The following is a 26,430-nucleotide window of genomic DNA, read 5'->3' as shown; positions in this document are numbered from 1 at the left end:
CCTGTGGGAGCGAGCTTGCTCGCGATTGAAGCCAACGCGGTCTAGAGAGACAACCGCACGGCCAGCGCCGCCAACGTCACCAGCAACACCGGCACCGTCAACACAATCCCCACCTTGAAGTAATAGCCCCAGCCGATGCGGATATCCTTGCGCGCCAGCACATGCAACCACAACAAGGTTGCCAGGCTGCCGATCGGGGTGATTTTCGGGCCCAGGTCGCTGCCGATGACGTTGGCGTAGACCATTGCCTCCTTGACCACGCCGGTGGCCTGGCTGGCATCGATGGACAAAGCCCCGACCAGCACCGTCGGCAAATTGTTCATCACCGATGACAGCAATGCCGTCAGCACGCCAGTGCCCATGGCCGCGCCCCACACGCCATAATCTGCGAAACCGTCGAGCCAATGGGCCAGATACCCCGTCAGGCCCGCGTTGCGCAGGCCATAGACCACCAAGTACATGCCCAGAGAAAAAATCACGATCTGCCAAGGTGCTTCTTTCATTACCTTACGCGTGGAGATCTTGTGGCCGCGTGCCGCCACGGCCAGCAGCAACGCAGCGCAGACTGCGGAAATCGCGCTGATGGGAATCCCCAGCGGCTCCAGGGCAAAGCAGCCCAGCAAGAGGATTACCAACACGGCCCAACCGGCATAGAACGTCGCCTTGTCATGGATCGCGCTCGCCGGATCGTCCAGTTGATGGGGGTCGTAATCACTTGGGATATCGCGACGAAACACCCACAGCAGTATCGCCAGGCTGGCCGCCACGCTGACCAGGTTCACCGGCACCATGACCGACGCATAGCGGTTGAAACCAATGCCGAAGAAGTCTGCCGAGACGATGTTCACCAGGTTCGACACCACCAGCGGCAGGCTGGCGGTGTCGGCGATAAAGCCGGCGCCCATCACGAACGCCAGGGTCGACGCGGGGGAAAACCGCAGGGCCCGCAGCATCGAAATGACGATAGGCGTCAGGATCAGCGCCGCCCCATCATTGGCGAACAGCGCCGACACCAATGCCCCGAGCAGAACCATGAAGGCGAACAGTTTCCGTCCACTGCCTCGCCCCCAACGCGCCACATGCAGGGCCGCCCAAGCGAAGAAACCGGCCTCGTCCAGCAACAGGCTGATGATGATCAGCGCGACGAACGTACCGGTGGCGTTCCAGATGATCTGCCAGACCACTGCAATGTCACCGACGTGCACCGCCCCACTGAGCAACGCCAACAATGCGCCGAGGGTGGCACTCCAGCCGACGCCCAGCCCTTTGGGTTGCCAGATCACCAGGGTGATGGTCAGCAGGAAAATCAGCGACGCGATGAGCATGCGTAACAGCCTGGAAAAAGAGGGTTAAAACAAGAAACAACGGCCACGCAATACCTTGTGGCGAGGGAGCTTGCTCCCGCTGGACCGGTCCGACGCCTCGGGCGCAGTAGGCCCCAGTTTTATGCTGCGACGCAGATGCGGGGGGCCGCTTCGCGACCCAGCGGGAGCAAGCTCCCTCGCCACGGGGGTTTGCGGTGGTATCAGATTTTCTTATGCTGCTCGACCCACTTGCCATAGGCGTCGATGAATTTTTGCAAGAACGGCTTCACGGAATCCGACAGCTTGCCCGCTTCGTCAAACGCAGTCCCGGCGCCGCTCAGGTAGGCTTCCGGCTGCTGCATGCAGGGCACGTCGAGAAACACCAGGGACTGGCGCAGATGATGATTGGCGCCGAAACCGCCTATGGCACCCGGCGATGCACTGATTACCGCACCCGGTTTTCCACTCAGGCAACTCTCCCCGTAGGGGCGCGAGCCGACGTCGATGGCGTTTTTCAGGGGGGCTGGGACCGAGCGGTTGTATTCCGGGGTCACGAACAGCAACGCATCGGCGGCTCCCACCTTCTGGCGAAACGCGGTGTACGCCGCCGGCGGCGTGACGTCGAGGTCTTCGTTATAGAGTGGCAACTCGCCAATCTCGACGATTTCCAGCTTCAGATGGGCCGGTGCGAGTTCGGCCAGTGCAAGGGCAATCTTGCGGTTGATCGACGCCTTTCGCAGGCTGCCCACTAAAACAGCGACTGTGTAGACATGACTCATGGGAGATTTCTCGACTGTCGGCTCAAAGGGAGCCTGTAGTTATAGATGATCGGCACGACAATTGGACCAGTGGAACGTCGAAAACCCGCCACAGCGACTATTTTTTTCTTGTAGGAAAACTTACCGCACTTGACCAAGGTCTACAGAACCGCAAATCGAGTGATCTATTTCCAGAGGTTCTAAGCAATGGCAGCAGTACTTGTCGGACAATTCCATGCACGGGACGCCGAAGGCCGCGTCTATTCGGTGCATGAATTCCAAGAATCAGACCCGTCCCAGGACGGCAGTGGCAAGGATGTCATCACCTATAAGCTGGCCATTGGCGACCGCGTCGACAAGCTGGACGAGGACACTTTCCGCCTGGTGCAGTCCGGCGTCCAACTGATCCGCGAGCCGGAATCACCGCTGCAGCCTCAGGCCCAGGTTGAACCGCAGATAGCGTTATAACTGCCTGCATGAGCAGAAGTCGCACCCGCAATTGGGTTAGGATTCAGCCACTCAATGGCTTACCTGCCTAATACGGACTTCTTGCATGCGTTTACGCCACATCGAAGTGATCCAGGCGCTGCTGCAGACTGGCCACCTGGGCACAGCCGCCGAATGGCTGCAATTGCCAGTGGTCGAGGTCGAGTCGATCCTGCGCGATGCCGAAGCCCAGCTCGGCTTCATGCTGTTCGCCAGTGTGCGTGGACGATTGCAGGCGACTCGCGAAACCCTGGCGTTGCGCGATGGCATCACGCAGCTGTACGACACCCTCGAACCGATACAACGGCTGGCCAGTAGCCTGAAACACTACCAGGCGCCGCCCCTTCGCATCATTTGCACGCCGCCATTGGCCCAACAATTGGTGCCCCTGAGCATCGCCGCCTTGCGCCGGCGACATCCAGACGCGCCTTGCACGCTCCTCAGCCAGCCGACCCGCGAGATCGTCAAGCATCTGTTGCTGCGTGAAAGTGACTTGGGCCTGAGCCTGCACGACCCCGAACACCCCGACATCCAGTGCCAGATGATCGCCCAGGGCAAACTGCAGCTGCTGGCGCCCCACGGCTGGCTGCAACCACGGCAAAAATACATTTCGCTTCAAGACCTGGCGGGCCAGTCGTTGGTGGGTCTCGAAGGTCACGACCCGTTGAGCCCGGCCTTCGACCATAAGCTGGCAGCATTGCTCCCCGCGCCGGTGATCCAGATCCGCGTGCAGACGCACCAGATGATGCGGGCGATGGTCGAGGCCGGCGAAGGCCTTGCCATTGTCGATCCGTTCACCGCTTCGGGGGCCAAGGGCAGCGGACTGGATATCTGCCCGGTGTCACCGGCGGTACCCATCTGCCTTTACGCACTGAGCCTGAACGGCGTAGAGCCAACGCCCACGATCCTATCGTTGCTGGAGCGGATCAAGGAACAAGCCGAGGCGTTGCTGAACCACTGATCGTCATGCCCAGTGGATCGTCGAACAACCGGTACCAGAACAATGCCACCTCGGCGGTGTGCCGATCGATGCCGCGATAGCGCAGGTGATCGATGCCACCCAGCACATAGCCGCAACGCTCGTAGAGCCGGCAGGCACCGAGGTTGTTGTTCTGCGTTTCCAACATGATCCCCGGGAGTTTTTTCTTGCGACTCCAGAACAGCGCCACGTCCAGCAATGCCTTCGCCACGCCATGCCGGCGCGCCGGGGCATGCACCGCCAACTCGTCGATATGGGCGTAACCGTTCCAATTGGTACTGACCACCAGATGCCCCACGGGCTGGTCGTCCAGATAGGCCATGAAGATTTCACTTTCCGGCGCATTGCGGAAGCTGCCGAATTCTTCCGGATCGATGCCATAGCACTTGCGATACGGAACGATGGGCGTCACCGGCCACTGGCTTACCGGCCGACCGATCTGCGCCGTGCCATAGGCACTGACGTCGAAACTGAAATCGCTGCCCCAGATATAGGCGGCGAATCCGTCATCGGCGACGCGGACCGACAGGCCAGGGTGCTTGGGATTCACGACGGGTTGCATACTGGGGAAGGTCCTCATTCCTTGAGGCAACCAACAGCGAAATGCCATCCATTGCCCTTGCCTCTCGAATCTATACGCATCAAGCGGATATCCATGGCCTGCCTTTACTTCAGGTTAGAAGCAACTGGTGATTGTGGCGAGAAATGATCGCTAATGTACCTGTGGGAGCGAGCCTGCTCACGAAAGCGGCGGATCAGTTGGCATCTGTGCTGGCTGCGCCGACGCCTTCGCGAGCAGGCTCGCTCCCACAGGGTGCCATCAATTCGCGGCGGACTGCGCCTCGACCAATTGCGTCCACAATGCCGGGGCGCCGGCCGACTTGGCGATGGCTTCCAGACGCGCGGCATGTTCGGCCAGGTCGCTTTCGCTGGCGCGGATGATCCGGGCTGGCTTGCGGTCCGCCGGCAGACGACGAATTTCCGTGGCCTGGTTGCCGGAGCCTTCGCCGGTACCGTTGCCGTCCGAGGCGTTGCCCGCCAGGGACAAGCTGGTCTGGCCACCAGTCATGGTCAAGTAGACGTCGGCGAGGATCTCGGAGTCGAGCAAGGCGCCGTGCAATTCACGACCGGAGTTGTCGACGCCGTAGCGCTTGCACAGGGCGTCGAGGCTGTTACGCTGGCCCGGGTGCCGTTCCCGGGCCATCATCAGGGTGTCGAGGATGGTGCAATGCCGGGTGATGTCGGCCCGGTCATGCTGGCCCATCAGGGCAAATTCGTTATTGATGAACCCGACGTCGAACGCCGCGTTGTGGATGATCAACTGCGCGCCCTGGATGAATTCGAAGAACTCATCGGCCACTTCGGCGAAACGCGGCTTGCCCACCAGGAATTCGTTGGTGATGCCATGCACGCCGATGGCGCCTTCGTCGCTTTCGCGGTCCGGCTGCAGGTAAACGTGGAAATGACGACCGGTCAGGCGCCGACCGATCAACTCGACACAGCCGATTTCGATAATCCGGTGACCGTCGGTCACCGGCATGCCGGTGGTTTCGGTATCCAGTACTACAGATCTGTTGGCCATCAGTGTTCAGCTCTCAACGGGCAGTCTTGCAAAAGCGCGGATCTTAACATGCTATTGGGTGGGATTAGCCTGGGACCGCTTTTGTGGCGAGGGAGCTTGCTCCCGCTCGGTTGCGCAGCGACCGCCAAAAGGGGCCTGCTCCGCAGTCCAGCGGGAGCAAGCTCCCTCGCCACAGGTTTGAATTCATGCCTTTCGACAGGGGCACCCTGCCGGATCAAGCCTGCTTATAGCCCCGTACCTCATCCACCCCACGGTTGGCCAACTGGTCGGCCCGCTCGTTGCCGTGATGGCCGATGTGCCCGCGCACCCATTTCCAGGTGACGTTGTGGCGATTGACCTGCTCGTCCAGCAGTTTCCACAGGTCGGCATTTTTCACCGGTTCCTTCGCCGCCGTCTTCCAGCCGCGTTTCTTCCAGTTGGCCATCCACTCGTTGATGCCTTTCATCACGTATTGCGAGTCGGTCACCAGCAGCACATCGCACGGCCGCCTGAGCTCTTCGAGACCCCGGATGGCGCCCATCAGCTCCATGCGGTTGTTGGTGGTGTTGGCTTCGCCGCCCCAGAGCTCCTTTTCAACGCCTTTGCATACCAGCAAGGCCCCCCAGCCGCCCGGACCAGGGTTGCCCTTGCAGGCGCCATCGGTGAAGAGTTCTACGCTATCGCTCATGCCAATCTATCCAGAAAAAATACAAAGACCTACCGGCCGGGGAGTGTTCAGCACTCAACACCGGATGCAGGCCAGAACCAGCGGAAAAGGGTCACGGCTCGATGTGGCGACGATTGACCTTGGCCATAGGCAAGGGAATCAGCTTGCCCATCGGCTCGCGTCGCGCCTGGCGCACCGGGCGCAACCCGACTGCGATCTTGCGCGCCACCAATAAATAGAAACCGCCGCCGGACAACTGCCAGCCACCGGCCCTGCGCTCCCAGCCGGCGAGGCGGGCCTGCCACTTGGGTGACGCAAGCGGCGGACGATAGCACCCGAAGCGGCGTTTCTCCAGCGCGAAGCCCAGCAGGTTCAGCCAGTCACCGACCCGTGAGGCCGAGATGCAACGGGCCTGGCGCAACGCGTCGCTGGCGAACACGTGTCGCAGCCCCCAACTGCTCCAGGGATTGATACCGAGGATCAGCAGATGCCCGCCGGGGCGCACGCTGCTGGCGGCTTCTCGCAGCAAACCATGGGGCGACAGGCAGAAATCCAGGCCGTGCTGCATGACCACCACGTCGGCGGCATGCTCGCTCAATGGCCAGGCCTGCTCCTCGCAGACGATTTCCACCCCAGGCAACGGCGCGCCCAGGCGCACATTGCGCTGGACCTGCGGTGCCGACGGCGGCGTTTGCGCCGAAGGGCCGTAATGCACCAGGTAGCCGCCAAAGAACCGGCCCAACTCGTCTTCGAGCATGCGCCGCTCTTCTTCCAGCAAAAATTGCCCGACAGGGCCGGACAGCCATTCACGGGCGGAGCTGATCAATGCCAGCCAGTCAGGATCGGCCTGAGCGAACGCTTCATCGGTCATTGCATTCTCCAACGCGCCAGGAAGTTCTAAGATGCGCCTTTGTTTCAAGCTTGGCGAATTCCACGATGATACAGATCAGTGCCCTGCCCGCGTTTACCGATAACTACATCTGGTTGTTACAGGACCACTCGACCCAACGCTGCGCCGTGGTCGATCCCGGCGATGCCGCGCCCGTGCGGGCCTGGCTCGACGCCCATCCCGGATGGACCCTGAGCGACATCCTGATCACCCACCACCATCATGATCATGTCGGCGGTGTCGAATCGCTGAAAAGTGCAACGAACGCAACGGTCTACGGCCCGGCCAGCGAAAACATCCCGGCGCGGGACATCGCCCTGGGCGACAACGCCAGTATCACTGTGCTCGGCCTGGACTTCGATGTCCATGCGGTGCCAGGGCACACGCTGGGCCATATCGCCTACTACCACCGCGGCCTGCTGTTCTGCGGCGACACGCTGTTCGCCGCCGGTTGCGGCCGGCTCTTCGAGGGCACGCCCGAGCAGATGCACCAGTCCCTGAGCCGACTCGCCGCGCTGCCTGAAGACACCCTCGTCTATTGCACCCATGAATATACCTTGAGCAACCTGAAGTTTGCCGCCGCGGTCGAGCCGGGCAATCCGGACGTCGCCGCCCGCCTGGAGAAAGTCGCCGAGCAACGCAACCAGGGTGTCATGACCCTACCTTCGACCCTGGCCCTGGAAAAACTCACCAATCCATTTTTGCGCACGGCTGAAACATCCGTTAAACAAAAAGCAGACGAACGGAACGGCCAGCGAAACCAGACGCCGAGTGAGGTTTTTGCGGCCTTGAGGGCCTGGAAAGATAAGTTCTAAGGCAGCTATCGATTGATACAAAAATTCTGAATGGTTGACCTGTTGGGGTGCGCTTCCTAGAATCGGCCGACATTTTTGCCCGGAACTTACTTCCAGCCAATGTCGTCATCTATCCGTAGGTCCGTCCAGTCAGACACATTGACCCGCTTGGCTCAAGCCATCGCGGTGGCTGTGTCCGCCACGCTGGCGGGCTGTCAGAGCAGCGGCCAGATGCCGCAGACCGATGCCGCGCATACGCCAAATGTCGCCGCGCGAGCCAAGCAGAAGCCTGTGTGGCTCAATGAAAAACCCAGCCCGCAAGTGCCCCAGGACGTCTGGGAACGCATGCGCCAAGGTTTTCAGCTCCAGGAAACCGCAGGCGTCAACCCGCGCATCGAACAACAGCGCCTGTGGTTCGCCAGCAACCCGTCCTTCCTGGAAAACGCCGGTGAACGCGGCAGCCTGTACATCCACTACATCGTCGAGCGCCTCGAAGAACGCAACATGCCGCTGGAGCTGGCGCTGCTGCCGGTGATCGAAAGCGCCTACAACCCCATGGCCTACTCACGGGCCAACGCGGTAGGCCTGTGGCAATTCATCCCGTCCACCGGCCGTTATTTCAACCTGCGCCAGACCCGCTTCTATGACGGCCGCCGCGATATCACCGCGTCCACCACGGCCGCCATGGACTACCTGACGCGCCTGCACGACATGTTCAACGGTGACTGGTTGCTCGCGCTGGCGGCGTACAACGCAGGCGAAGGCACGGTCAGCCGCGCCATCGAACGCAACGAGAAGCTTGGCCTTCCCACCGACTACTGGAACCTGCCGCTGCCCAGCGAAACCCAGGCCTACGTGCCCAAGCTGCTGGCGCTGTCCCAGGTTGTGATGGCCCCCGATGCGTATGGCGTGAACCTCAACCCGATCGCCAACGAACCCTACTTCCAGGTCGTCGAGATCAACCAGCGCATGGACCTGTCCAAGGTCGCGGCAGTGGCCAACATTGACGAAGACGAGCTGTTCCAGCTCAACCCGGCCTTCAAGCAACGCACCACCATCGACGGCCCGCAGCACCTGCTCGTCCCGACCTCGAAGGCGCAACTGCTGACCGCCAGCCTGTCGACCATGCGCCCGGAAGAGTTGATCAGTCCACGCTCGCTCAAGCCGGTCTTCGAGACCGCCGATGACAGCGAAGTGGAAGGCGCCAGGCGCACCTACCGCGTCAAGCGGGGTGACAACCTGGCCCAGATCGCCAAGGCCAACAAGGTCGAGACCAAGGACTTGCAACGCTGGAACAAGCTCAGCGGCAACAAGCTCAAGGTTGGGCAGACCCTGGTGATGCAGGACACCAAACCGACCAAGGCCACGGGCAAGCGCATCAATACCGTGGTGGCCGCCAACGACAAGAATCAAAAGAAGCAGACCCAATACAAGGTCAAGCAAGGTGACTCGCTGTACGTCGTAGCCAAGCGCTTCAACGTCGAAATGCAGCACCTCAAACGCTGGAATCCCAGCATGGGCAAGGCACTCAAGCCTGGGCAGATGCTGACGGTGTATTCCCCGCACTGACACCGGGGCTCCGGCGAGGAGCTTGTTGTGGCGAGGGAGCTTGCTCCCGCTGGGCTGCATAGCAGCCCCAAAAGCAGCGACTCAATTCACCTGTCACACCGAGGTGCCAGGTTCGGGGGCTGCTTCGCAACCCAGCGGGAGCAAGCTCCCTCGCCACAAAGGCACTCTCGCCACGGATCCAGGTAATCCAGCGCTTTGAGCCCCCGCCTTTTTCCTGCCGATACAAGCTGTTACTGTACCGTCCATAACAGCCCAAGCCGCCTGGATCGGATCCCAGACTTGATACGTCCCCTCCTCCTGCTCCTGATCAGCCTGGCCTTGAGCTCCCCCGCCGGCGCCACCATCAGCGAAAGCCATGGCTATGCGCAGTTCGGCACGCTCAAGTACCCGGCCAGGTTCACCCACTTCGACTGGGTCAACCCACAAGCGCCCAAGGGCGGCACCTTGCGGATCATGGCGTTCGGCACCTTCGATACCCTCAATCCCTACACATTCAAGGGTAGCAGCCCGGTTTCCACGCCGAACTTCCTGCAATACGGCATCAATGAGCTGAACGAACCGTTGATGGTCGGCACTGGCCAGTACGCGCCATCCGGTGACGAACCGACGTCAAGCTACGGCCTGATCGCCCAATCCGTGGAGTACAGCGAGGACCGCAGCTGGGTGGTGTTCAACCTGCGACCCGAGGCGCGTTTCCACGACGGCGTGCCGATCACCGCCTATGACGTGGCGTTCTCCTACCGGACGCTGCTCAAGGACGGCCATCCGCAATACCGGACCAATCTCCAGGAAGTGCTGCGAGTCGACGTCCTCAGCCCGCTGAAAATCCGTTTTGTCTTCAAGCGCTCGGGCAATCCGCTGCTGATCCTGCGCCTGGGTGAACTGCCGGTGTTGCCGCAGCATTACTGGAAAGGCCGCGATTTCAAGGCCACCACCTTCGAACCGCCCCTGGGCAGCGGCCCTTACCGCATCACCAAAGTGCAGCCAGGCCGTCAGTTGGTGTTCGAGCGAGTCAAGGATTACTGGGGCAAGGACCTGCCGGTCAATCGCGGCAAATATAATTTCGATCGGATGGAGGTAGAGTTCTACCGCGACAGCGATGTCGCCTTCGAAGCCTTCAAGGCCGGCGAATTCGATATCTACATCGAGCATCAGGCCAAGAATTGGGCCAACGGCTACAACTTCCCGGCGGTGGATCGAGGCGAGGTGATCAAGGCACAGATCCCCCATCAGATTCCGACCCAGACCCAAGGCCTGTTCATGAACACCCGGCGCAACACCTTCGCCGAAGTCAAGGTGCGCGAAGCGTTGGGGTTGATGTTCGATTTCGAGTGGACCAACCGCACCCTGTTCAGTGGCGCCTATAAACGTACCCTCAGCTACTACCCCAACAGCGAATTCTCAGCCACCGGCCTGCCCGTGGGCCACGAATGGCTGCTGCTCAAGCCTTATCGCGAACAATTGCCGCTACATTTGCTGACCGAACCGTTCAGCCTGCCCCAGACGGACGGACGCGGTATCCCCCGGGAAACCTTGCGCAAGGCCCTCGGCCTGCTGAAGGAGGCGGGATGGAGCCTCGACGGCCAGCGCCTGCTGAACGCCGACGGCCAACCCCTGCGCTTCGAGATCCTGCTGGTGAATCCGAACCTGGAGCGCATCCTGCAACCCTATGTCGAGAACCTTGCCAGCATCGGCATCCAGGCCCGGCTGCGCACCGTGGATCGGGCCCAGTACAAGCAGCGCCTGGACCAGTTCGATTTCGACATGATCCTGCTGACCCTGAACCAGACGCTCAGCCCGGGCCTTGAGCAGTGGCAATATTTCCACTCCAGCCAGGTCGGGATCAAAGGCAGCAAGAACTATGCGGGCATCGCCAACCCCGTCGTCGACCACCTGCTGGAAAAGCTCCTCGCCGCCCAGACCCGCGATGAACAAGTCGCGGCGGGCAAGGCCCTGGACCGCGTGCTGCTGTGGCAGCATTACTGCATTCCCAACTGGTATATCAATTATCATCGCCTGGCGTACCGCAACCGGTTCGCCTTCGTCACCACGCCGCCCTATACCTTGGGCCTGAGCGCCTGGTGGCTGAAATCTTCGGAGAAAGATCAATGAAGCTTCTACGCGCCCTGCTCCTGCAGGCCAGCAGCCTGCTATTCGCCGGGCTCGCCAGTGCCGCACCGCAGCATGCCGTGACGTTATACAACGAGCCCCCCAAGTACCCGGCCAATTTCCAGCATTTCGACTACGTCAACCCGGACGCGCCCAAGGGCGGCGTGTTTCGCCAGGGCGGGTTTGGCGGCTTCGACAGCCTCAATCCGTTCATCAGCAAAGGCGTGCCGGCCGATGATATCGGCCTGATCTACGACACCCTGGCCAAGCAGGGCCTGGACGAACCCTTCACCGAATATGGCCTGGTCGCCGAAAAAATCGAAAAAGCCCCGGATAACGCCTGGGTACGTTTCTACCTGCGCCCCGAGGCCCGCTTCAACGATGGCCACCCGGTGCGCGCCGAAGACGTGGTATTCAGCTTCCAGACGCTGACCAAGGACGGCGCGCCGATGTTCCGTGGCTATTACAACGACGTCGCCGAAGTCATCGCCGAAGACCCGCTCAAGGTGCTGTTCAAGTTCAAGCACACCAACAACCGTGAATTGCCGTTGATCCTCGGCCAATTGCCGGTGTTGCCCAAGCATTGGTGGGCCAGCCGCGACTTCAGCAAGGGCAACCTGGAAATCCCACTGGGCAGCGGCCCGTACAAGGTCGCCGAAGTGAAGGCCGGACGCTCGATCCGCTACGAGCGGGTCAAGGATTACTGGGGCAAGGATTTGCCAGTGAATCGCGGTTTTTACAATTTCGATGTCCTGGTCACCGACTACTACCGCGATAACACCGTGGCGGTCGAGGCATTGAAAGCCGGCCAGTTCGATTTCTGGCTGGAAATGACCGCAAAAAACTGGGCCAACGCCTACAACATCCCGGCCGTCACCGAAGGTCGGCTGATCAAGGAACAGATCCCCAACGGCAACCCCACCGGCATGCAGGGTTTTGTCTACAACCTGCGCCGGCCGATCTTCCAGGACGTACGGGTGCGCAAGGCCCTGAGCCTGCTGCTGGACTTTGAATGGACCAACAAGCAACTGTTCAACGGCGCCTATGCCCGCACCCGCAGTTATTTCGAAAATTCTGAGATGGCCGCCACCGGCCTGCCTGGCGAAGATGAACTGAAGATTCTCGAACCCCTGCGCGGCAAGATTCCGGATCAGGTCTTCAGCGAAGCCTTCCAGCCTTCGATGTGCGACGGCAGCGGCATGATCCGCGACCAGCAGCGCAAGGCCTATCAACTGTTGCAAGAGGCCGGATGGCGCATCGTCGACGACAAGATGGTCGATGCCCAGGGCAAACCGGTGGTGCTCGAATTCCTGCTGGCCCAGACAGAGTTCGAACGAGTGCTGCTCCCCTTCAAGCGCAACCTGAGTGACCTGGGCATTGACTTGGTGATTCGCCGGGTGGACGTGTCCCAGTACATCAACCGCGTGCGCTCCCGGGACTTCGACCTGATGGTGGGCAGCTTCCCGCAGTCCAGTTCGCCGGGGAACGAACAGCGCGAGTTCTGGATGTCGGCTGCGGCCGACAAGCCTGGCAGCCGCAACACCATGGGCCTGAAGGACCCGGCGGTCGATCAACTGGTGGAACAACTGATCAACGCCGATTCACGCAAGAGCCTGGTGGCCCACGCCCGCGCGCTGGACCGGGTGCTGCAGTGGGGTTACTACGTGATTCCCAACTGGCACATCAAGACATGGCGCGTCGCTTACTGGAACCACATCGGTCATCCGAAAATCACGCCGACCTATGACATCGGCACGACCACCTGGTGGGTCAAGCCGGAGGTCAAGCCGGCCGATGAAGTAGAGAAGCAGGTCATCGAGCAGCAAATCGCCGCCCCTGCGAGCGTGGAGTAACAAGATGCTGGCTTATATTTTTCGGCGACTGCTGCTGATCATCCCGACCTTGTTCGGCATTCTGTTGATCAATTTCGTGATCATCCAGGCCGCGCCTGGCGGCCCGGTCGAGCAGATGATCGCCAAGCTCGAAGGTTTCGAGGGCGCCACCAGCCGCATCGCCGGCGGCGGCGCCGAGGTGTCGGTGGCCGGTTCCTCCTACCGCGGCGCCCAAGGCCTGGACCCGGCGCTCGTCAAGGAAATCGAGCGCATGTACGGCTTCGACAAATCGGCCCCCGAACGCCTGTGGATCATGATCAAAAATTACGCCCACCTGGATTTCGGCGACAGTTTCTTCCGCGACGCCAAGGTCATCGACCTGATCAAGGAAAAAATGCCAGTGTCCATCTCCCTCGGGCTTTGGAGCACGCTGATCATGTACCTGGTGTCGATTCCGCTGGGGATCGCCAAGGCGACGCGGCACGGCAGTCATTTCGATGTGTGGACCAGCTCGGCGATCATTGTCGGCTACGCGATTCCGTCGTTCCTGTTCGCCATCCTGCTGATCGTGGTGTTTGCCGGCGGCAGTTATTTCGACTGGTTCCCCCTACGGGGACTGACCTCCAACAATTTCGACGAACTGACCCTGGGCGGCAAGATCCTCGATTACTTCTGGCACCTGGCGCTGCCGGTGACGGCGCTGGTGATTGGCAACTTTGCGACCATGACCTTGCTGACCAAAAACAGCTTCCTCGATGAAATCAACAAACAATACGTGGTCACGGCCAAAGCCAAGGGCCTGACGCGCAACCGTGTGCTGTATGGCCATGTGTTTCGCAACGCAATGCTGCTGGTGATCGCTGGGTTCCCCTCGGCGTTCATCGGGATTTTCTTTACCGGCTCGCTGCTGGTGGAAGTGATCTTTTCCCTCGACGGCCTCGGCCTGATGAGTTTCGAGGCGGCCATCAACCGTGACTACCCGGTGGTGTTCGGCACCCTGTTCATCTTCACCCTGCTGGGGCTGGTGGTGAAGTTGATCGGAGACCTGACCTACACCTTTGTCGATCCGCGCATCGACTTCGAAAGCCGGGAGCATTGAGATGAACCTGTCCCCTCTCAATCGCCGTCGTTTCGAACTGTTCAAGGCCAACAAGCGTGGCTGGTGGTCGTTGTGGCTGTTCCTGATTCTGTTCGGGCTGAGCCTGGGCGCCGAATTGATCGCCAACGACAAACCTCTGGTGGTGCATTACGACGGCGGCTGGTACTTCCCGGCCCTCAAGCGCTACCCCGAGACCACCTTCGGCGGCGAGTTCCCGTTGGAGGCAAACTACAAGAGCCCTTACATCCGGGAGTTACTCGCTGCCAAGGATGCATGGGTGGTATGGGCACCGATTCCGTTCAGCTACCAGAGCATCAACTACGACTTGAAAGTCCCCGCACCGGCACCGCCCTCGTCGGTGAACTGGCTCGGCACCGACGACCAGGGCCGCGATGTGCTGGCGCGGGTGATCTATGGCTTCCGTATCTCGGTGCTGTTCGCCCTGACATTGACGGTGCTCAGCTCGATCATCGGCGTGATCGCCGGGGCCCTGCAGGGCTTCTATGGTGGCTGGGTGGACCTGGCCGGCCAGCGTTTCCTGGAAATCTGGTCCGGCTTGCCGGTGTTGTACCTGCTGATCATCCTCGCCAGTTTCGTCCAGCCCAACTTCTGGTGGCTGCTGGGCATCATGCTGCTGTTTTCCTGGATGAGCCTGGTGGACGTGGTCCGCGCCGAGTTCCTGCGCGGGCGCAACCTGGAATACGTGCGCGCGGCCCGGGCGCTGGGCATGCAGAACGGTGCGATCATGTTCCGTCATATCCTGCCCAACGCCATGGTCTCGACCATGACGTTCATGCCGTTCATCCTCACTGGCGCCATCGGCACCCTCACCGCCCTGGATTTCCTCGGCTTCGGTCTGCCGGCGGGCTCGCCCTCCCTGGGCGAACTGGTGGCCCAGGGCAAGTCCAACCTCCAGGCGCCATGGCTGGGCATCAGCGCGTTCGCCGTGCTGGCGGTCATGCTGAGCCTGCTGGTGTTCATCGGCGAGTCCGCTCGCGATGCCTTCGATCCGAGGAAGTGATATGAACCAGGACAATCTGATCGAAGTACGCGACCTGGCGGTGGAGTTCATCGTCGGCGAACGCCGCCAGCGGGTGGTCGAGGGCGTCAGTTTCGATATCAAACGCGGCGAAACCCTGGCCCTGGTGGGCGAAAGCGGCTCCGGCAAATCCGTCACGGCCCACTCGATCCTGCGTTTGCTGCCCTATCCGCTGGCCCATCACCCCACCGGGACCATCCAGTACGCCGGCCAGGACATGCTGGGGCTGAAGGAAAAAACCATTCGCCATATCCGCGGCAACCGGATCGCGATGATTTTCCAGGAACCGATGACATCCCTTAATCCGCTGCACTCCATTGAAAAACAGATCAATGAGGTACTCGGTATCCACAAGGGCCTGACCGGTAAAGTCGCCACTCGCCGGACGTTGGAACTGTTGGAACTGGTCGGCATTCCCGAGCCCCACAAGCGCCTCAAGGCCCTGCCCCACGAGTTATCGGGCGGCCAGCGACAACGGGTGATGATCGCCATGGCCCTGGCCAACGAGCCGGAACTGCTGATCGCCGACGAACCGACCACGGCGCTGGACGTCACCGTACAGCTGAAAATCCTCGATCTGCTCAAGGATTTGCAGGCGCGATTGGGCATGTCGTTGCTGCTGATCAGCCACGATTTGAACCTGGTGCGAAGAATTGCGCATCGCGTATGTGTCATGCAGCGCGGTTGCATCGTCGAACAGGCATCGTGCGCAGAGTTGTTCCGCGCGCCGCAACATCCGTACACTCGGGAATTGCTGGCCGCCGAGCCCAGCGGCAACCCGGCAGACAACGTCGTCGGCCCGCCATTGCTGCAGGTCGAGGACTTGAAAGTCTGGTTTCCGATCAAGAAAGGCCTGTTCAAGCGCACGGTCGATTACATCAAGGCCGTGGACGGCATCCGCTTCAACCTGCCCCAGGGCCAGACCCTGGGCATCGTTGGCGAGAGCGGTTCCGGCAAGTCGACCTTGGGCCTGGCGATTCTGCGGTTGATTGGCAGCCAGGGTGGGATCCGCTTCGAAGGCAAGGATCTGGACAGCCTGACGCAGCAGCAGGTACGGCCGCTGCGCCGGGAGATGCAAGTGGTGTTTCAGGACCCGTTCGGCAGCCTGAGCCCACGGATGTGCGTGAGTCAGATCGTTGGCGAAGGGTTGCGGATCCACAGGATCGGCACCCCGGACGAACAGGAACAAGCGATAATCGCGGCATTGAAGGAGGTAGGCCTGGACCCGGAAACCCGGAACCGCTACCCCCATGAATTTTCCGGAGGGCAACGGCAGCGTATCGCCATTGCCCGGGCCCTGGTGCTCAAGCCGGCGTTGATTCTGCTGGATGAACCAACGTCGGCCCTGGACCGTACCGTGCAACGCCAAGTGGTGGAGCTGTTGCGGTCGCTGCAAACCAAGTACAACCTGACGTACCTGTTTATCAGCCATGACCTGGCTGTCGTCAAAGCGCTGAGCCACCAACTGATGGTGGTCAAGCATGGCCAAGTGGTCGAACAAGGTGATGCCCGCAGCATATTCGCCGCGCCGCAACACCCCTATACACAGCAGTTGCTGGAGGCCGCCTTCCTGGCCCCAACAACTGCCGAATAACCTGAAAGAGGAGCAACACATGGGTTTTCTCGCCGGTAAGCGCGTACTGATCGTCGGTGTCGCCAGCAAGCTGTCCATCGCATCCGGCATCGCCGCCGCCATGCATCGCGAGGGCGCTGAGCTTGCCTTCACTTATCAGAACGACAAACTCAAGGGTCGTGTCGAAGAGTTCGCGCAAGGCTGGGGTTCGAGCCCTGAGCTGTGCTTCCCGTGCGACGTGGCCAGCGATGAAGAAATCGCCAAGGTCTTCGAAGAACTGAGCAAGAAGTGGGACGGCCTGGACTGCATCGTGCACTCCGTGGGCTTCGCCCCGGGCGACCAGTTGGATGGCGACTTCACCGAAGCCACCACCCGTGAAGGTTTCCGCATTGCCCACGACATCAGCGCCTACAGCTTCGTGGCCCTGGCCAAGGCCGGTCGCGAAATGATGAAAGGCCGCAACGGCAGCCTGCTGACCCTGTCGTACCTAGGCGCCGAGCGCACCATGCCGAACTACAACGTCATGGGCATGGCCAAGGCTTCCCTGGAAGCAGGCGTTCGCTACCTGGCCGGTTCCCTGGGCCCGGACGGCACCCGCGTGAACTGCGTATCGGCCGGCCCGATCCGCACCCTCGCCGCTTCCGGCATCAAGAACTTCCGCAAGATGCTGGCCGCCAACGAAGCGCAAACCCCGCTGCGTCGCAACGTCACCATCGAAGAAGTCGGCAACGCCGGCGCCTTCCTGTGCTCGGACCTGGCGTCGGGCATCAGCGGTGAAATCATGTACGTGGACGGCGGCTTCAACACCACCGCCATGGGCAACATCGAAGAGTAATCTTCGCGCTTCAACAAAACGCCGCTTGCCCTGGAAAGGCCAAGCGGCGTTTTTAGTTTGCCTTGTGTGGAACGGCTAACAGCCCCCCAACGAAAGAGCATAGAAACAACAACGCCGCCAATATTCCCGAAATACTGTCATACATATAGGCTACTGAAACCAGCATCCCTAAAAGTGAAGTTAAAACAAGCGGAGCATTGAAAAATACATACAGACCCACATGCAGCCTGAACGAGCCGTGCTTGAGAACTTTACGCGCAATACTACCTAATCCCGTCAGAACCATTGATGTAACAGTCAGTATGATCAGCACGACCAGATAGATCGAAACAGGGGGCAGCCCATAGGTGTCATTGAGATCTCCAGGATTCTCCACCACACTGTCTACCGGAAAGAAAAACAACACTGTACAGGCTGCCAAGATAGCCATAACAGCCGCTACCAGCCTCTTCTCTCTTCGAATCATAGTGGGTTACCTTGAAAAATTGATGGGGAGCTCGCCAGTAATCCGTATCTCATAATCCTGTGCTCGGGCCACTCGCCCCACTTGACGCAGTGCAGTTGTCGCTCCCTCATCAAATATCGCACGATGATTGCTGGCATTGGCATCATAGCGATCCGAAAAAGCCCTCGCGGCACCGGTGAATTCCAGACTACCCGATGTATTGCGGATTACCTTACCGGTAATTTGAAGCGTGATATTTCCAAGATATATTCTCGCAATGTTCGAGTCCTGCGCCGTGGAGTAGGGAACCCTTAGGTTCACGGTGGTTACGCCAATCCCTGCCGTGTTGATAATCGCCATCAAATCGGGAATTTTGTTCGGCGCAGGAAGGCCTCTTCCGCTTCCGCGGGATGTACCATATGTTTCGGGATAAACATATGTCAGGGGGAGTTCGTTGTTCATTGAGGCGGGCACCTAATCAAGTCAAATAGTTGTAACGCTGCGGTTTAGATTCAGCATTACGGGATGCAAAACCCATCTTGCATTTTTCCCGTGCCCATCGTGCGGTACATATTTATAGCGTTGCGCCGATTATCAACGTGGCGTTTTGTGCAAAACTCGCCGTCCTACGTTGCCATCTTTGAAATGAGTCGAGATCTCCGTCGCAATGCCTCCTTGGATTAGTCCTATAATTAATCATAAGATTGCGGAAAAACGCCGCTTGCCCTGGAAAGGCCAAGCGGCGTTTTTTTGCCTGTAAAAATACCTGTGGGAGCGAGCTTGCTCGCGATTGCGGCGGGTCAGCCAATGGTGATGTCGGCTGTGCCAGCGTCATCGTCGGAACGCCGCCCGGAGCAAGCTCGCTCCCACATTGGACCGGCGTCGTCCAAAGTACCCTGGCCGACATGGACCCTGTGGGAGCGAGCCTGCTCGCGAAGGCGTCGGGTCAGAATGCCCGCGATGGTTCGATGACCTTGGGCTATCGGCGCTGTGCCTGCTTCTGCCGGTACATCGCCGCATCCGCCTCGGCCAGCAGGTTGTCGATTGATGCATGTCGCTCGGGATCGTATTCGATCTGGCCAACGCTGAAGCCGATGTCATAGCCGCGCTGCAACGTCGCGTTGCGCTCGTCGAGAATTTCCCCGAGCCGCGCCATGATCGCGCTCGTCTCGACATGGGAGGACCCGGTAAGCAACGCCACGAACTCATCACCGCCCAGACGGCCGATCACGTCGCTTTCGCGGAAGGCGATACGCAGCACGTCAGCAAAGGTCTTCAGCGCGCAGTCGCCCTCGGCATGCCCGAAGCGGTCGTTGATGGGCTTGAAGTCGTCGAGATCGAAAAACAGCAGCGTGGCCGGTCGTGATAGCCGACCGCAGACATTCAGCGCATGCTGGGCCAACGTCTTGAAGCCCCGCCGATTCGACAACAGCGTCAGTTCATCCATGCTTGCCATCTGCACGGCAACCAGTTCCTGCTCGGCCATGCTCGCCAGGTCCCGCAGCAGCTCGCGCTCTTCGTCATTGAGCTTGCGCGGCCTGGTGTCGAGCAGGCACAAGGTACCCATCTTGCTGCCATCGCCCAGGCCCAAGGGGTGGCCTGCATAGAAGCGGATGCCGGGCTGGTCTTTAACCAGCGGATTGTCATGAAACCGCTCGTCCTGCTCCGCGTCGCAAATCTCCAGGATTTCGTCTTGCAGAATGGCGTGCCCGCAAAAGGATATCTCGCGCGGGGTTTCACTGGCATCCAGGCCGGCGCTGGACTTGAACCACTGCCGGTTGGCATCCACCAGTGAAACCAGGGCAAAAGGCACATTGAACAGGCGTCGGGCGAGACGGGTGAGGCGGTCAAAACGCTCCTCGGGAGCGGTATCGAGCAACTTCAGCGATTGCAGGTTTTTCAGCCGGACGGCTTCGTTGTCAGGTTTGCCGGGCGCAAGCATCGGAAACTCCGTTGGCGAGAGTCCTTGCATTCTAGTCCAGGCCCGTGCCGAACTCGAACGGGCATTTTGCGGCACAGGCGAATACACTCAAGCGCAGCCAAAAAACAGGACACCCATCGATGAAGCCCGCCAACCACGACGCCGCCCCACGCTTCTGGCACGACGCGGCGCTGCCCTTTATCGAAGCCCGGTCCATCGCCGATGGCCGCAAGGTCTGTTATTCGCGTCACGCCCATGACCATTTTTCCATCGGCGCGATCACGGCCGGACGCAGCACCTATCTGCACGAGCAGTCGCGCTTTCAGGTCCAGAGCGGCACGGTGGTGCTGATGAACCCGGGCGATGTTCACGCCTGTAATCCGATCGACGACCAGCCTTGGTCCTACGTGATGCTGTATGTCGACACGCAGTGGCTGAGGGACCTGCAACGCCGGAACGGCTTTGATCCGACGTTGGACTTCCAGGCGTTCGACACGACTCACAGCCGGGACGTCGTGCTTTTTTCCGGCCTTTGCGCACTTTACGAAATATTGGTGGACGAGCAGATCGATGCCGATGAAAAGAAAGGTGCCGCCACGGCGTTTTTCACTGACCTGCAGCATCGCCTCAACCCGGCGGGACGCCCGGATCGGGGCAGTCATCCGGCGCTGATGCGGGCCGCGCAGTTCATTCATGATCACTGCACCGAAGCCCTCAAGCTTGAAGACATCTGCGCCTTTGCCCAGCTCTCCCCGTCCTACCTGAGCCGGGCCTTCAAGCGTCACTACGGCATGACGCCCCACGCCTTCCTGATCAACCGGCGGATCCAGTTCGCCCGCCGCCAATTGCGCGAGGGCAAGTTGATCGCCGATGTGGCGCTGGAGAGTGGGTTTGCCGACCAGGCGCATTTCCAGCGGGCCTTCAAGCAACACCTGGCGGCGACGCCCGGGCAATATCGCGGGTGATGCAGCCCATTTCCCGTGGCGAGGGAGCTTGCTCCCGCTGGGCTACGCAGTAGCCCTCGATTCTAGGCGACTGCTACGCAGTCGAGCGGGAGCAAGCTCCCTCGCCACAACAGCGTTCCAACCGCAAGGACGGGTTGCTCACGGCAACAACAGATACACCGCACTCGCCACCAGCAACGCCGCCATCGCCCGATTGAACAGGCGCATGGTTGCCGGATTTCCCAGCCAAGTCCGCAGGAAGCTGCCGGCGTAGGCCCAGCAGCCCACCGAGACGTAACAGATCACCAGGTAAATCGCCGCGAACTGCCACACCAGCGATGCCTCGCCATCGGCCACAAAAGCGCCCATTCCCGCGACGCAGGCCAGCCAGGCCTTGGGGTTGAGCCACTGCATCAGCGCGCCATGGAACATCGACGGCGCGCGCCCCTCGTCCCGGCCCCCCAGTTCGCCGTTGTCCATCGCCAGTTTCCAGGCCATGTAGAACAGGAATGCCACGCCCGCCAATTGCACCACTCGCGTAAGCCCCGGCCAGCGCTGCAACACTTCGTGCAACCCCAACCCCATCAGGACCAGCAGCAGGACAAACCCCAAAGTGGCACCGGCGACATGACGCAAGGTCGCGCGAAACCCATAGCGGGCCCCGGCGCTGAGGGCCACGATGTTGACCGGCCCTGGGGTGATGGAAGCCACCAGCGCGAAGGTTGCCATGGAAAATATCAAGCTCATCACATAATCTTCTTCAGTTCAGGAAAGAGGCCCCGACGGTAAACGGGCCTGCTTCGCAGGTATTGAAGAAAACTGCCTTGTCATCGAGCGCCACCGCTCATTTTTTCACGCAAACTTTACGCGGTAGCCGATTCACCAAAATCGATACCGTGCGGCTCATTGGATCAGGCGTTTCTCATGTCAATTGCGGTTCTGCGTCTCATCGGTTTCATCCTTGGTATTTTCCTGATCACCCTCGCGATCAGCATGGCGATTCCGCTGTTCACGCTGATGCTCTACGACCGCAGCGATGACTTGTCGGCGTTTCTCTGGTCGAGCCTGATTACGTTTGTCTGTGGTATCGCACTGGTCGCCCGTGGCCGGCCGGAGCATGCCCAGATGCGCCCCCGGGAAATGTACTTGCTGACCACCGCCAGTTGGGTGTTTGTCTGCGCCTTCGCCGCCCTGCCAATGGTGTTCATCCAGCACATCAGCTACACCGATGCCTTCTTCGAGACCATGTCGGGCATCACGACCACGGGCTCGACCATCCTGACCGGGCTGGATACCGCGTCTCCGGGCCTGTTGATCTGGCGTTCGATGTTGCACTGGCTCGGCGGAATCGGCTTTATCGGCATGGCCGTGGCGGTCCTGCCGTTGCTGCGGGTCGGCGGCATGCGGCTGTTCCAGACCGAATCATCGGACTGGTCGGAAAAAGTCACGCCGCGCTCTCACGTTGCGGCCAACTACATCCTGTGGATCTACGTCGGCTTGACCGCCCTCTCGACCCTGGCGCTATGGCTGGCCGGCATGACGCCCTTCGAGGCAATCAACCATGCGATGTCGCTGATTTCCACCGGCGGGTTTTCCACCTCCGATGCGTCCCTGGCGCACTGGCCGCAGCCGGCGGTTCATTGGGTGTCGGTGGTTGTCATGATGGCCGGATCGCTGCCCTTCACGCTGTATGTGGCGACATTGCGAGGCCACCGGCGCGCCTTTCTCAAGGATCAGCAAGTCAGGGGGTTCGTCGGGTTCCTGGTGGTCACCTGGCTCGTGGTCGGTACCTGGCTGAGCCTGAACAGCGACAACAGTTGGTGGGACGCGGTCCGTATCGTGGCGGTCAACGTCACGTCTGTCGTCACCACCACGGGCGTGGCCCTGGGTGACTACACGCTGTGGGGCAGTTTCGCCCTGTTGCTGTTCTTCTACCTGACGTTCGTCGGCGGCTGCTCAGGGTCTACGGCCGGGGGCCTGAAGATTTTTCGCTTTCAAGTCGCCAAGGTCCTGCTGATGGGCAGCTTGAAGCAACTGATCCACCCCCGGGCGGTGATCCAGAAGAAATACAACAACCACCCCATCGACGAGGAAATCGTCCGCTCGCTGCTGACCTTTTCGTTCTTCTTCACCATCACGATCGGCGCCATCGCCCTGGGCCTCGCGCTGATCGGCCTGGACTGGACGACCGCCTTGACCGGCGCAGCCACCGCCGTGTGCAACGTCGGCCCGGGCCTGGGCAACATCATCGGGCCGGCCGGCAACTTCTCGACTTTGCCAGACTCGGCAAAATGGCTGCTGACCATCGGCATGCTCCTTGGGCGATTGGAAATCCTGACGGTACTGGTGTTGTTTACGCCGGTGTTCTGGAAGTACTGATCTTCGCCACCGCCGATCGGCAGACGAAAAAAAACCGCGATGCCTTTACACAGGCATCGCGGCTTCATTCAAGCAATCAGCGGTCGTTCTTCATCGAAGAGCTGGTCGCGTTGGTCAGGCCCTTGGTGTTATGGGTACCCGGCGTAGCCGCGGAAATTGCCGACGCTTTGCTCAGGCCGCGAGTATCGCGATCCTTTGCAATGGCCGAGGTCACGGAAGACTTGCTGGTGCGATCAGTGCGGGTGGTGCCGGTGTGCTTGCCGCTCACGCCGTGATCACGGGTGCGGGTGCCGGTGTGGTCGCTGGCCAATCCCTTGCCATGACCGCTGGAATCGCCCGACTTGTCATGGCCTTGGCCACCACCAATGCCACCCCCCATGCCGCCACCGTGGCCGCCGCCATTACCGCCACCGTTTCCACCACCATTACCACCGCCGCCCCCATTGCCACCGCCTGCGGCGTAGCTCGAGCCGATTGGCGACAAGTCGGCAGGCAACAATGCCGAGGCACCGAATGCCAAGGCGCAGACAGCAACGGCAATCAGGGATTTCTTATGTTTGGACATGATGTCTCCGAAAGACAAAAACAGCGGGTGAACCTTTAAGACTCGAAGGTTCAATTTTTGTTCGCGATCGTCCGACCAAGTGACTGGAAAATTCGCTGTCGATTTTTCGGTGGAGTCTCCCCGGACGCGGTTCTATGCTCTGCCACATGAACCTACATGACTCGCTGCTCCCACCCCACGCCGAGATGGTCCGCGCCATGCTCGAACGAGACACCGCCTACGAAGGGGTGTTTTTCACTGCGGTCAAGACCACTGGCATCTTTTGTCGCCCCAGTTGCACGGCGCGCAAGCCAAAACCGGAGAACGTGGAATTCTTCGCCCACGCCGACGAAGCCATGTCCGCCGGCTATCGAGCCTGCCTGCGCTGCAAGCCGCTGGACGCCGCGGCCATTGCGCCGGACTGGATCCAGGCGCTGCTCAAGGCCGTGGACGCCGAACCCGACCTGCGCTGGACTGACGCGCTGCTGCTGGAACAAGGCATCGAACCGCTGACACTGCGCCGCTGGTTCAAGCAGCATTTCGGCATGACCTTCCATGCCTACCTGCGCACCCGACGCCTGGGCATCGCCTTGGGCGGCATCAAGGACGGTGCTTCGATCGACAACGCGGCGTTCGATTCCGGCTATGAATCCCTGAGCGGTTTTCGTGATGCTTTCGTTAAATCCTTTCACATTACCCCCGGCCGGGCTGGCCTCAGTGAGCCCTTGCTGTTCACCCGCCTGACCACGCCACTGGGACCAATGCTGGCCATGGCCGAGCGCCGTGGCCTGGTGCTGCTGGAATTCCTCGATCGTCCGGCCCTGACCAAGGAGCTGGAGGAACTCCAACAACGCTACGGCTACACGGTCGCACCGGGGCACAACGCTCATCTGCAACAGATCGAAACCGAACTGGCCGATTATTTCGCCGGCAAACTCACGGTCTTCAACGTCCCGCTGCACATGCCCGGCAGCGCCTTCGCGGTCCGGGTCTGGGCCGAGCTACAGAAGATCCCCTACGGCGAGACCCGCAGCTACGGCGCCGTCGCCTCCGCCCTGGGCAGCCCCGGCGCCAGTCGCGCCGTGGGCCTGGCCAATGGGCAGAATCGCCTGGCCATCGTTATCCCCTGTCACCGAGTGATTGGCGCCGATGGCTCGCTGACCGGCTATGGCGGCGGCCAGCCGCGCAAGGCTTTTATGTTGCGACTGGAAAAAGCCAAGGTGCAGGTTTCGTTGCCGCTGGCGTTTTGAACATGCTGGAGGATCCACAGCGGATGCCTGCGCCCTACCACGACGCCAGCGTTTTCCTGGCGAATCTCGACGAAGACTGGCGACGGCATGTCGAGGCGATCGGCCCATGCCTGCTGCAGCCCAAGCCTGCCCGGAATCCGTATGAAGCCCTGGTCAGGGCGATCGCCTACCAGCAATTGCATGCCAAGGCAGGCGATGCAATTCTCGGTCGTCTCTTGGCCTTGTTCCCGGCGCAGGCGTTTCCCCGCCCCGAGCAGATCCTGGCGACAGACGTGGCGCAACTGCGCGGTTGCGGATTCTCCGCCAACAAGATCACAACCATCCAAGGCATCGCCCAGGCCACGCTGGACGGCATCGTGCCGGATTACGCCTCGGCGCGAGTCATGGACGATGAAACGCTGATCCAACGCCTGGTCAGCTTGCGCGGCGTCGGTCGCTGGACCGTGGAGATGCTGTTGATCTATAGCCTGGAGCGGCCCGATGTGCTGCCGGCGGATGACTTTGGGGTTCGCGAGGGATATCGGCGGTTAAAGGGGCTGGAGGCTCAGACAAACCGCCGACAAATGCTCGCTATCGGCCAGGCCTGGAGCCCTTATCGTACGGTGGCGGCTTGGTATTTGTGGCGGGTGCCCAAGTGATGCTGGCTCTACCGGCCTCTTCGCGAGCAAGCTCGCTCCCACAGGGGATTTTTGGCGCACACATTATTTGCGGTCACTGAAGATCCAATGTGGGAGCGAGCTTGCTCGCGAAGGCGGTTGCATGGTCACTTTCGATTCAACGGTCAAGACACCGACCGTCTAGGCTGTACTGAGTCATTTCCAACCCCAATCGGAGGTTCCGATGCACCTCGAAGGATCCTGCCACTGCGGCGCCGTGTCGTTCAGCCTGGACAGCAACCATCCCTACCCTTACCAACGCTGCTATTGCTCGATCTGCCGCAAGACCCAAGGCGGCGGTGGTTTTGCGATCAACCTGGGAGGCGATGCGCAGAGCCTGAAGGTGCAAGGCCGCAAGCACATTTCGGTCTATCACGCGCGGATGAAGGATGAAGGCGATAAACGCGCCCACCGCAGCAGCGCCGAACGACACTTCTGTTCGTTATGCGGTTCGGGACTGTGGCTGTTCAGCCCGGAATGGCCAGAGCTGATACATCCGTTTGCCTCGGCCATCGACACGCCGTTGCCGGTACCACCGGAACACACCCACCTGATGCTGGGCTCCAAGGCCCCGTGGGTCGAGGTCGAAGCGCATCCGGGCGATCAGCAGTTCGAGGTGTATCCCGAGGAATCGATTGCCCAATGGCATGAACGCCTGGGGCTGGCCGTTTGAGAAATCAACGCTGCGTAAGGCCTCATCGCGAGCAAGCTCGCTCCCACAGGAGGTTTGCTGTGTAAACGCTATGTTGTGTTCACTGCAGATCAAATGTGGGAGCGAGCTTGCTCGCGATGGGGCC

Annotated in this window: 26 protein-coding genes; 15 read left to right on the top strand and 11 right to left on the bottom strand. The window is 60.6% G+C overall.

Annotated elements, in window-relative coordinates:
• Nucleotides 1–41: 41 nt before the first annotated feature.
• Together FHK92_RS25050 and FHK92_RS25045 are read right to left on the bottom strand one after the other, a co-directional pair.
• Complete coding sequence (locus FHK92_RS25050; RefSeq protein ID WP_181290482.1) at nt 42–1,325, bottom strand: arsenic transporter; 1,284 nt, start codon at nt 1,323–1,325, stop codon at nt 42–44.
• 200 nt (nt 1,326–1,525) lie between these two features.
• Nucleotides 1,526–2,083: an NADPH-dependent FMN reductase gene (locus FHK92_RS25045; RefSeq protein ID WP_181290481.1), complete on the bottom strand. Its 558-nt coding sequence runs from the start codon at nt 2,081–2,083 to the stop codon at nt 1,526–1,528.
• Nucleotides 2,084–2,269: 186 nt separating this feature from the next.
• On the opposite strand from FHK92_RS25045, the gene FHK92_RS25040 reads away from it, so the two are divergent.
• The gene (locus tag FHK92_RS25040; RefSeq protein ID WP_181290480.1) at nt 2,270–2,530 is read left to right on the top strand and encodes a hypothetical protein; all 261 of its coding nucleotides are present in this window, start codon (nt 2,270–2,272) and stop codon (nt 2,528–2,530) included.
• An 85-nt stretch (nt 2,531–2,615) separates the two neighbouring features.
• Complete coding sequence (locus FHK92_RS25035; RefSeq protein ID WP_181290479.1) at nt 2,616–3,509, top strand: LysR substrate-binding domain-containing protein; 894 nt, start codon at nt 2,616–2,618, stop codon at nt 3,507–3,509.
• On the opposite strand, the gene FHK92_RS25030 is transcribed toward FHK92_RS25035, so the two are convergent.
• The 4 genes from FHK92_RS25030 to FHK92_RS25015 all read right to left on the bottom strand — a co-directional run bounded on the left by FHK92_RS25030 (nt 3,475) and on the right by FHK92_RS25015 (nt 6,626).
• Nucleotides 3,475–4,089, bottom strand: coding sequence for a GNAT family N-acetyltransferase (locus FHK92_RS25030; RefSeq protein ID WP_030142627.1), 615 nt, complete (start codon nt 4,087–4,089; stop codon nt 3,475–3,477). The two genes, FHK92_RS25035 and FHK92_RS25030, sit on opposite strands and share 35 nt — an antisense overlap.
• Nucleotides 4,090–4,347: 258 nt before the next feature.
• Nucleotides 4,348–5,109 (bottom strand): DNA polymerase III subunit epsilon, encoded by a 762-nt coding sequence (gene dnaQ, locus FHK92_RS25025; protein ID WP_181290478.1) that lies wholly within the window; start codon nt 5,107–5,109, stop codon nt 4,348–4,350.
• Between the two features lie 214 nt (nt 5,110–5,323).
• Nucleotides 5,324–5,776 carry a ribonuclease HI gene (rnhA, locus tag FHK92_RS25020; RefSeq protein ID WP_181290477.1) on the bottom strand — a complete coding sequence of 151 codons (453 nt, stop codon included), beginning with the start codon at nt 5,774–5,776 and terminating at the stop codon, nt 5,324–5,326.
• Nucleotides 5,777–5,867: 91 nt separating this feature from the next.
• Nucleotides 5,868–6,626: a class I SAM-dependent methyltransferase gene (locus FHK92_RS25015; protein ID WP_030142630.1), complete on the bottom strand. Its 759-nt coding sequence runs from the start codon at nt 6,624–6,626 to the stop codon at nt 5,868–5,870.
• A 65-nt stretch (nt 6,627–6,691) separates the two neighbouring features.
• Between FHK92_RS25015 and gloB the strand changes: the two genes are divergently transcribed.
• From gloB to fabI, 8 genes are all read left to right on the top strand, one after another.
• Nucleotides 6,692–7,459, top strand: a complete 768-nt coding sequence (gloB, locus tag FHK92_RS25010) for a hydroxyacylglutathione hydrolase (protein WP_181290476.1) — start codon at nt 6,692–6,694, stop codon at nt 7,457–7,459.
• Nucleotides 7,460–7,558: 99 nt separating this feature from the next.
• Nucleotides 7,559–9,007: a transglycosylase SLT domain-containing protein gene (locus FHK92_RS25005; protein ID WP_181290475.1), complete on the top strand. Its 1,449-nt coding sequence runs from the start codon at nt 7,559–7,561 to the stop codon at nt 9,005–9,007.
• 279 nt (nt 9,008–9,286) lie between these two features.
• A complete protein-coding gene (locus FHK92_RS25000) occupies nt 9,287–11,119 on the top strand; it encodes an extracellular solute-binding protein (RefSeq protein WP_219916174.1) in 1,833 nt (610 codons plus the stop codon).
• The gene (locus FHK92_RS24995; protein ID WP_181290474.1) at nt 11,116–12,969 is read left to right on the top strand and encodes an extracellular solute-binding protein; all 1,854 of its coding nucleotides are present in this window, start codon (nt 11,116–11,118) and stop codon (nt 12,967–12,969) included. Before FHK92_RS25000 ends, FHK92_RS24995 begins: the two co-directional genes overlap by 4 nt.
• Nucleotides 12,970–12,973: 4 nt before the next feature.
• A complete protein-coding gene (locus tag FHK92_RS24990) occupies nt 12,974–14,047 on the top strand; it encodes a microcin C ABC transporter permease YejB (RefSeq protein ID WP_181290473.1) in 1,074 nt (357 codons plus the stop codon).
• Nucleotide 14,048: 1 nt separating this feature from the next.
• Entirely contained in the window at nt 14,049–15,068 is a 1,020-nt protein-coding gene (locus tag FHK92_RS24985; protein WP_181290472.1) for an ABC transporter permease, read from the top strand.
• A gap of 1 nt (nt 15,069) precedes the next feature.
• On the top strand, nt 15,070–16,680 hold the full coding sequence (locus tag FHK92_RS24980) for an ABC transporter ATP-binding protein (protein ID WP_181290471.1): 1,611 nt from the start codon (nt 15,070–15,072) through the stop codon (nt 16,678–16,680).
• 19 nt (nt 16,681–16,699) lie between these two features.
• On the top strand, nt 16,700–17,494 hold the full coding sequence (fabI, locus tag FHK92_RS24975) for an enoyl-ACP reductase FabI (protein ID WP_003202751.1): 795 nt from the start codon (nt 16,700–16,702) through the stop codon (nt 17,492–17,494).
• A gap of 52 nt (nt 17,495–17,546) precedes the next feature.
• Here the strand turns inward: fabI and FHK92_RS24970 are convergent, their stop codons facing one another.
• From FHK92_RS24970 to FHK92_RS24960, 3 genes are all read right to left on the bottom strand, one after another.
• Nucleotides 17,547–17,924: a hypothetical protein gene (locus FHK92_RS24970; RefSeq protein ID WP_181290470.1), complete on the bottom strand. Its 378-nt coding sequence runs from the start codon at nt 17,922–17,924 to the stop codon at nt 17,547–17,549.
• Between the two features lie 42 nt (nt 17,925–17,966).
• Nucleotides 17,967–18,401 carry a lipid II-degrading bacteriocin gene (locus tag FHK92_RS24965; protein ID WP_181290469.1) on the bottom strand — a complete coding sequence of 145 codons (435 nt, stop codon included), beginning with the start codon at nt 18,399–18,401 and terminating at the stop codon, nt 17,967–17,969.
• Nucleotides 18,402–18,918: 517 nt separating this feature from the next.
• Complete coding sequence (locus tag FHK92_RS24960; RefSeq protein WP_181290468.1) at nt 18,919–19,881, bottom strand: GGDEF domain-containing protein; 963 nt, start codon at nt 19,879–19,881, stop codon at nt 18,919–18,921.
• Between the two features lie 119 nt (nt 19,882–20,000).
• Between FHK92_RS24960 and FHK92_RS24955 the strand changes: the two genes are divergently transcribed.
• The gene (locus FHK92_RS24955; RefSeq protein ID WP_181290467.1) at nt 20,001–20,825 is read left to right on the top strand and encodes a helix-turn-helix transcriptional regulator; all 825 of its coding nucleotides are present in this window, start codon (nt 20,001–20,003) and stop codon (nt 20,823–20,825) included.
• 138 nt (nt 20,826–20,963) lie between these two features.
• On the opposite strand, the gene FHK92_RS24950 is transcribed toward FHK92_RS24955, so the two are convergent.
• The gene (locus FHK92_RS24950; protein ID WP_181290466.1) at nt 20,964–21,551 is read right to left on the bottom strand and encodes a LysE family translocator; all 588 of its coding nucleotides are present in this window, start codon (nt 21,549–21,551) and stop codon (nt 20,964–20,966) included.
• A gap of 177 nt (nt 21,552–21,728) precedes the next feature.
• Here FHK92_RS24950 and FHK92_RS24945 point away from each other — a divergent pair, with 177 nt between their 5' ends.
• A complete protein-coding gene (locus tag FHK92_RS24945; protein WP_181290465.1) occupies nt 21,729–23,183 on the top strand; it encodes a TrkH family potassium uptake protein in 1,455 nt (484 codons plus the stop codon).
• A gap of 76 nt (nt 23,184–23,259) precedes the next feature.
• Here the strand turns inward: FHK92_RS24945 and FHK92_RS24940 are convergent, their stop codons facing one another.
• Nucleotides 23,260–23,748, bottom strand: coding sequence for a hypothetical protein (locus tag FHK92_RS24940; RefSeq protein WP_181290464.1), 489 nt, complete (start codon nt 23,746–23,748; stop codon nt 23,260–23,262).
• Between the two features lie 146 nt (nt 23,749–23,894).
• Between FHK92_RS24940 and FHK92_RS24935 the strand changes: the two genes are divergently transcribed.
• The 3 genes from FHK92_RS24935 to FHK92_RS24925 all read left to right on the top strand — a co-directional run bounded on the left by FHK92_RS24935 (nt 23,895) and on the right by FHK92_RS24925 (nt 26,306).
• Complete coding sequence (locus FHK92_RS24935; RefSeq protein ID WP_181290463.1) at nt 23,895–24,977, top strand: bifunctional transcriptional activator/DNA repair enzyme AdaA; 1,083 nt, start codon at nt 23,895–23,897, stop codon at nt 24,975–24,977.
• Nucleotides 24,978–25,000: 23 nt separating this feature from the next.
• Nucleotides 25,001–25,615 carry a DNA-3-methyladenine glycosylase family protein gene (locus FHK92_RS24930; protein WP_181290462.1) on the top strand — a complete coding sequence of 205 codons (615 nt, stop codon included), beginning with the start codon at nt 25,001–25,003 and terminating at the stop codon, nt 25,613–25,615.
• 202 nt (nt 25,616–25,817) lie between these two features.
• Nucleotides 25,818–26,306 (top strand): GFA family protein, encoded by a 489-nt coding sequence (locus FHK92_RS24925; RefSeq protein ID WP_181290461.1) that lies wholly within the window; start codon nt 25,818–25,820, stop codon nt 26,304–26,306.
• The last annotated feature ends 124 nt before the right edge of the window (nt 26,307–26,430 follow it).

This window comes from Pseudomonas brassicacearum subsp. neoaurantiaca, from assembly GCF_013608025.1.
Taxonomy (GTDB): Bacteria; Pseudomonadota; Gammaproteobacteria; order Pseudomonadales; family Pseudomonadaceae; genus Aquipseudomonas.
The sequence above is the reverse complement of the archived record's forward strand: the minus strand, read 5'-3'. Positions and strand labels throughout refer to the sequence as shown.

Excerpts from the sequence above, each read along its gene's own strand:
- FHK92_RS25050 (WP_181290482.1), bottom strand. The coding sequence starts at position 1,325 with ATGCTCATCGCGTCGCTGATTTTCCTGCTGACCATCACCCTGGTGATC.
- FHK92_RS25045 (WP_181290481.1), bottom strand. The coding sequence starts at position 2,083 with ATGAGTCATGTCTACACAGTCGCTGTTTTAGTGGGCAGCCTGCGAAAG.
- FHK92_RS25040 (WP_181290480.1), top strand. The coding sequence starts at position 2,270 with ATGGCAGCAGTACTTGTCGGACAATTCCATGCACGGGACGCCGAAGGC.
- FHK92_RS25035 (WP_181290479.1), top strand. The coding sequence starts at position 2,616 with ATGCGTTTACGCCACATCGAAGTGATCCAGGCGCTGCTGCAGACTGGC.
- FHK92_RS25030 (WP_030142627.1), bottom strand. The coding sequence starts at position 4,089 with ATGCAACCCGTCGTGAATCCCAAGCACCCTGGCCTGTCGGTCCGCGTC.
- dnaQ (WP_181290478.1), bottom strand. The coding sequence starts at position 5,109 with ATGGCCAACAGATCTGTAGTACTGGATACCGAAACCACCGGCATGCCG.
- rnhA (WP_181290477.1), bottom strand. The coding sequence starts at position 5,776 with ATGAGCGATAGCGTAGAACTCTTCACCGATGGCGCCTGCAAGGGCAAC.
- FHK92_RS25015 (WP_030142630.1), bottom strand. The coding sequence starts at position 6,626 with ATGACCGATGAAGCGTTCGCTCAGGCCGATCCTGACTGGCTGGCATTG.
- gloB (WP_181290476.1), top strand. The coding sequence starts at position 6,692 with ATGATACAGATCAGTGCCCTGCCCGCGTTTACCGATAACTACATCTGG.
- FHK92_RS25005 (WP_181290475.1), top strand. The coding sequence starts at position 7,559 with ATGTCGTCATCTATCCGTAGGTCCGTCCAGTCAGACACATTGACCCGC.
- FHK92_RS24995 (WP_181290474.1), top strand. The coding sequence starts at position 11,116 with ATGAAGCTTCTACGCGCCCTGCTCCTGCAGGCCAGCAGCCTGCTATTC.
- FHK92_RS24990 (WP_181290473.1), top strand. The coding sequence starts at position 12,974 with ATGCTGGCTTATATTTTTCGGCGACTGCTGCTGATCATCCCGACCTTG.
- FHK92_RS24985 (WP_181290472.1), top strand. The coding sequence starts at position 14,049 with ATGAACCTGTCCCCTCTCAATCGCCGTCGTTTCGAACTGTTCAAGGCC.
- FHK92_RS24980 (WP_181290471.1), top strand. The coding sequence starts at position 15,070 with ATGAACCAGGACAATCTGATCGAAGTACGCGACCTGGCGGTGGAGTTC.
- fabI (WP_003202751.1), top strand. The coding sequence starts at position 16,700 with ATGGGTTTTCTCGCCGGTAAGCGCGTACTGATCGTCGGTGTCGCCAGC.
- FHK92_RS24970 (WP_181290470.1), bottom strand. The coding sequence starts at position 17,924 with ATGGCTATCTTGGCAGCCTGTACAGTGTTGTTTTTCTTTCCGGTAGAC.
- FHK92_RS24965 (WP_181290469.1), bottom strand. The coding sequence starts at position 18,401 with ATGAACAACGAACTCCCCCTGACATATGTTTATCCCGAAACATATGGT.
- FHK92_RS24960 (WP_181290468.1), bottom strand. The coding sequence starts at position 19,881 with ATGCTTGCGCCCGGCAAACCTGACAACGAAGCCGTCCGGCTGAAAAAC.
- FHK92_RS24955 (WP_181290467.1), top strand. The coding sequence starts at position 20,001 with ATGAAGCCCGCCAACCACGACGCCGCCCCACGCTTCTGGCACGACGCG.
- FHK92_RS24950 (WP_181290466.1), bottom strand. The coding sequence starts at position 21,551 with ATGAGCTTGATATTTTCCATGGCAACCTTCGCGCTGGTGGCTTCCATC.
- FHK92_RS24945 (WP_181290465.1), top strand. The coding sequence starts at position 21,729 with ATGTCAATTGCGGTTCTGCGTCTCATCGGTTTCATCCTTGGTATTTTC.
- FHK92_RS24940 (WP_181290464.1), bottom strand. The coding sequence starts at position 23,748 with ATGTCCAAACATAAGAAATCCCTGATTGCCGTTGCTGTCTGCGCCTTG.
- FHK92_RS24935 (WP_181290463.1), top strand. The coding sequence starts at position 23,895 with ATGAACCTACATGACTCGCTGCTCCCACCCCACGCCGAGATGGTCCGC.
- FHK92_RS24930 (WP_181290462.1), top strand. The coding sequence starts at position 25,001 with ATGCCTGCGCCCTACCACGACGCCAGCGTTTTCCTGGCGAATCTCGAC.
- FHK92_RS24925 (WP_181290461.1), top strand. The coding sequence starts at position 25,818 with ATGCACCTCGAAGGATCCTGCCACTGCGGCGCCGTGTCGTTCAGCCTG.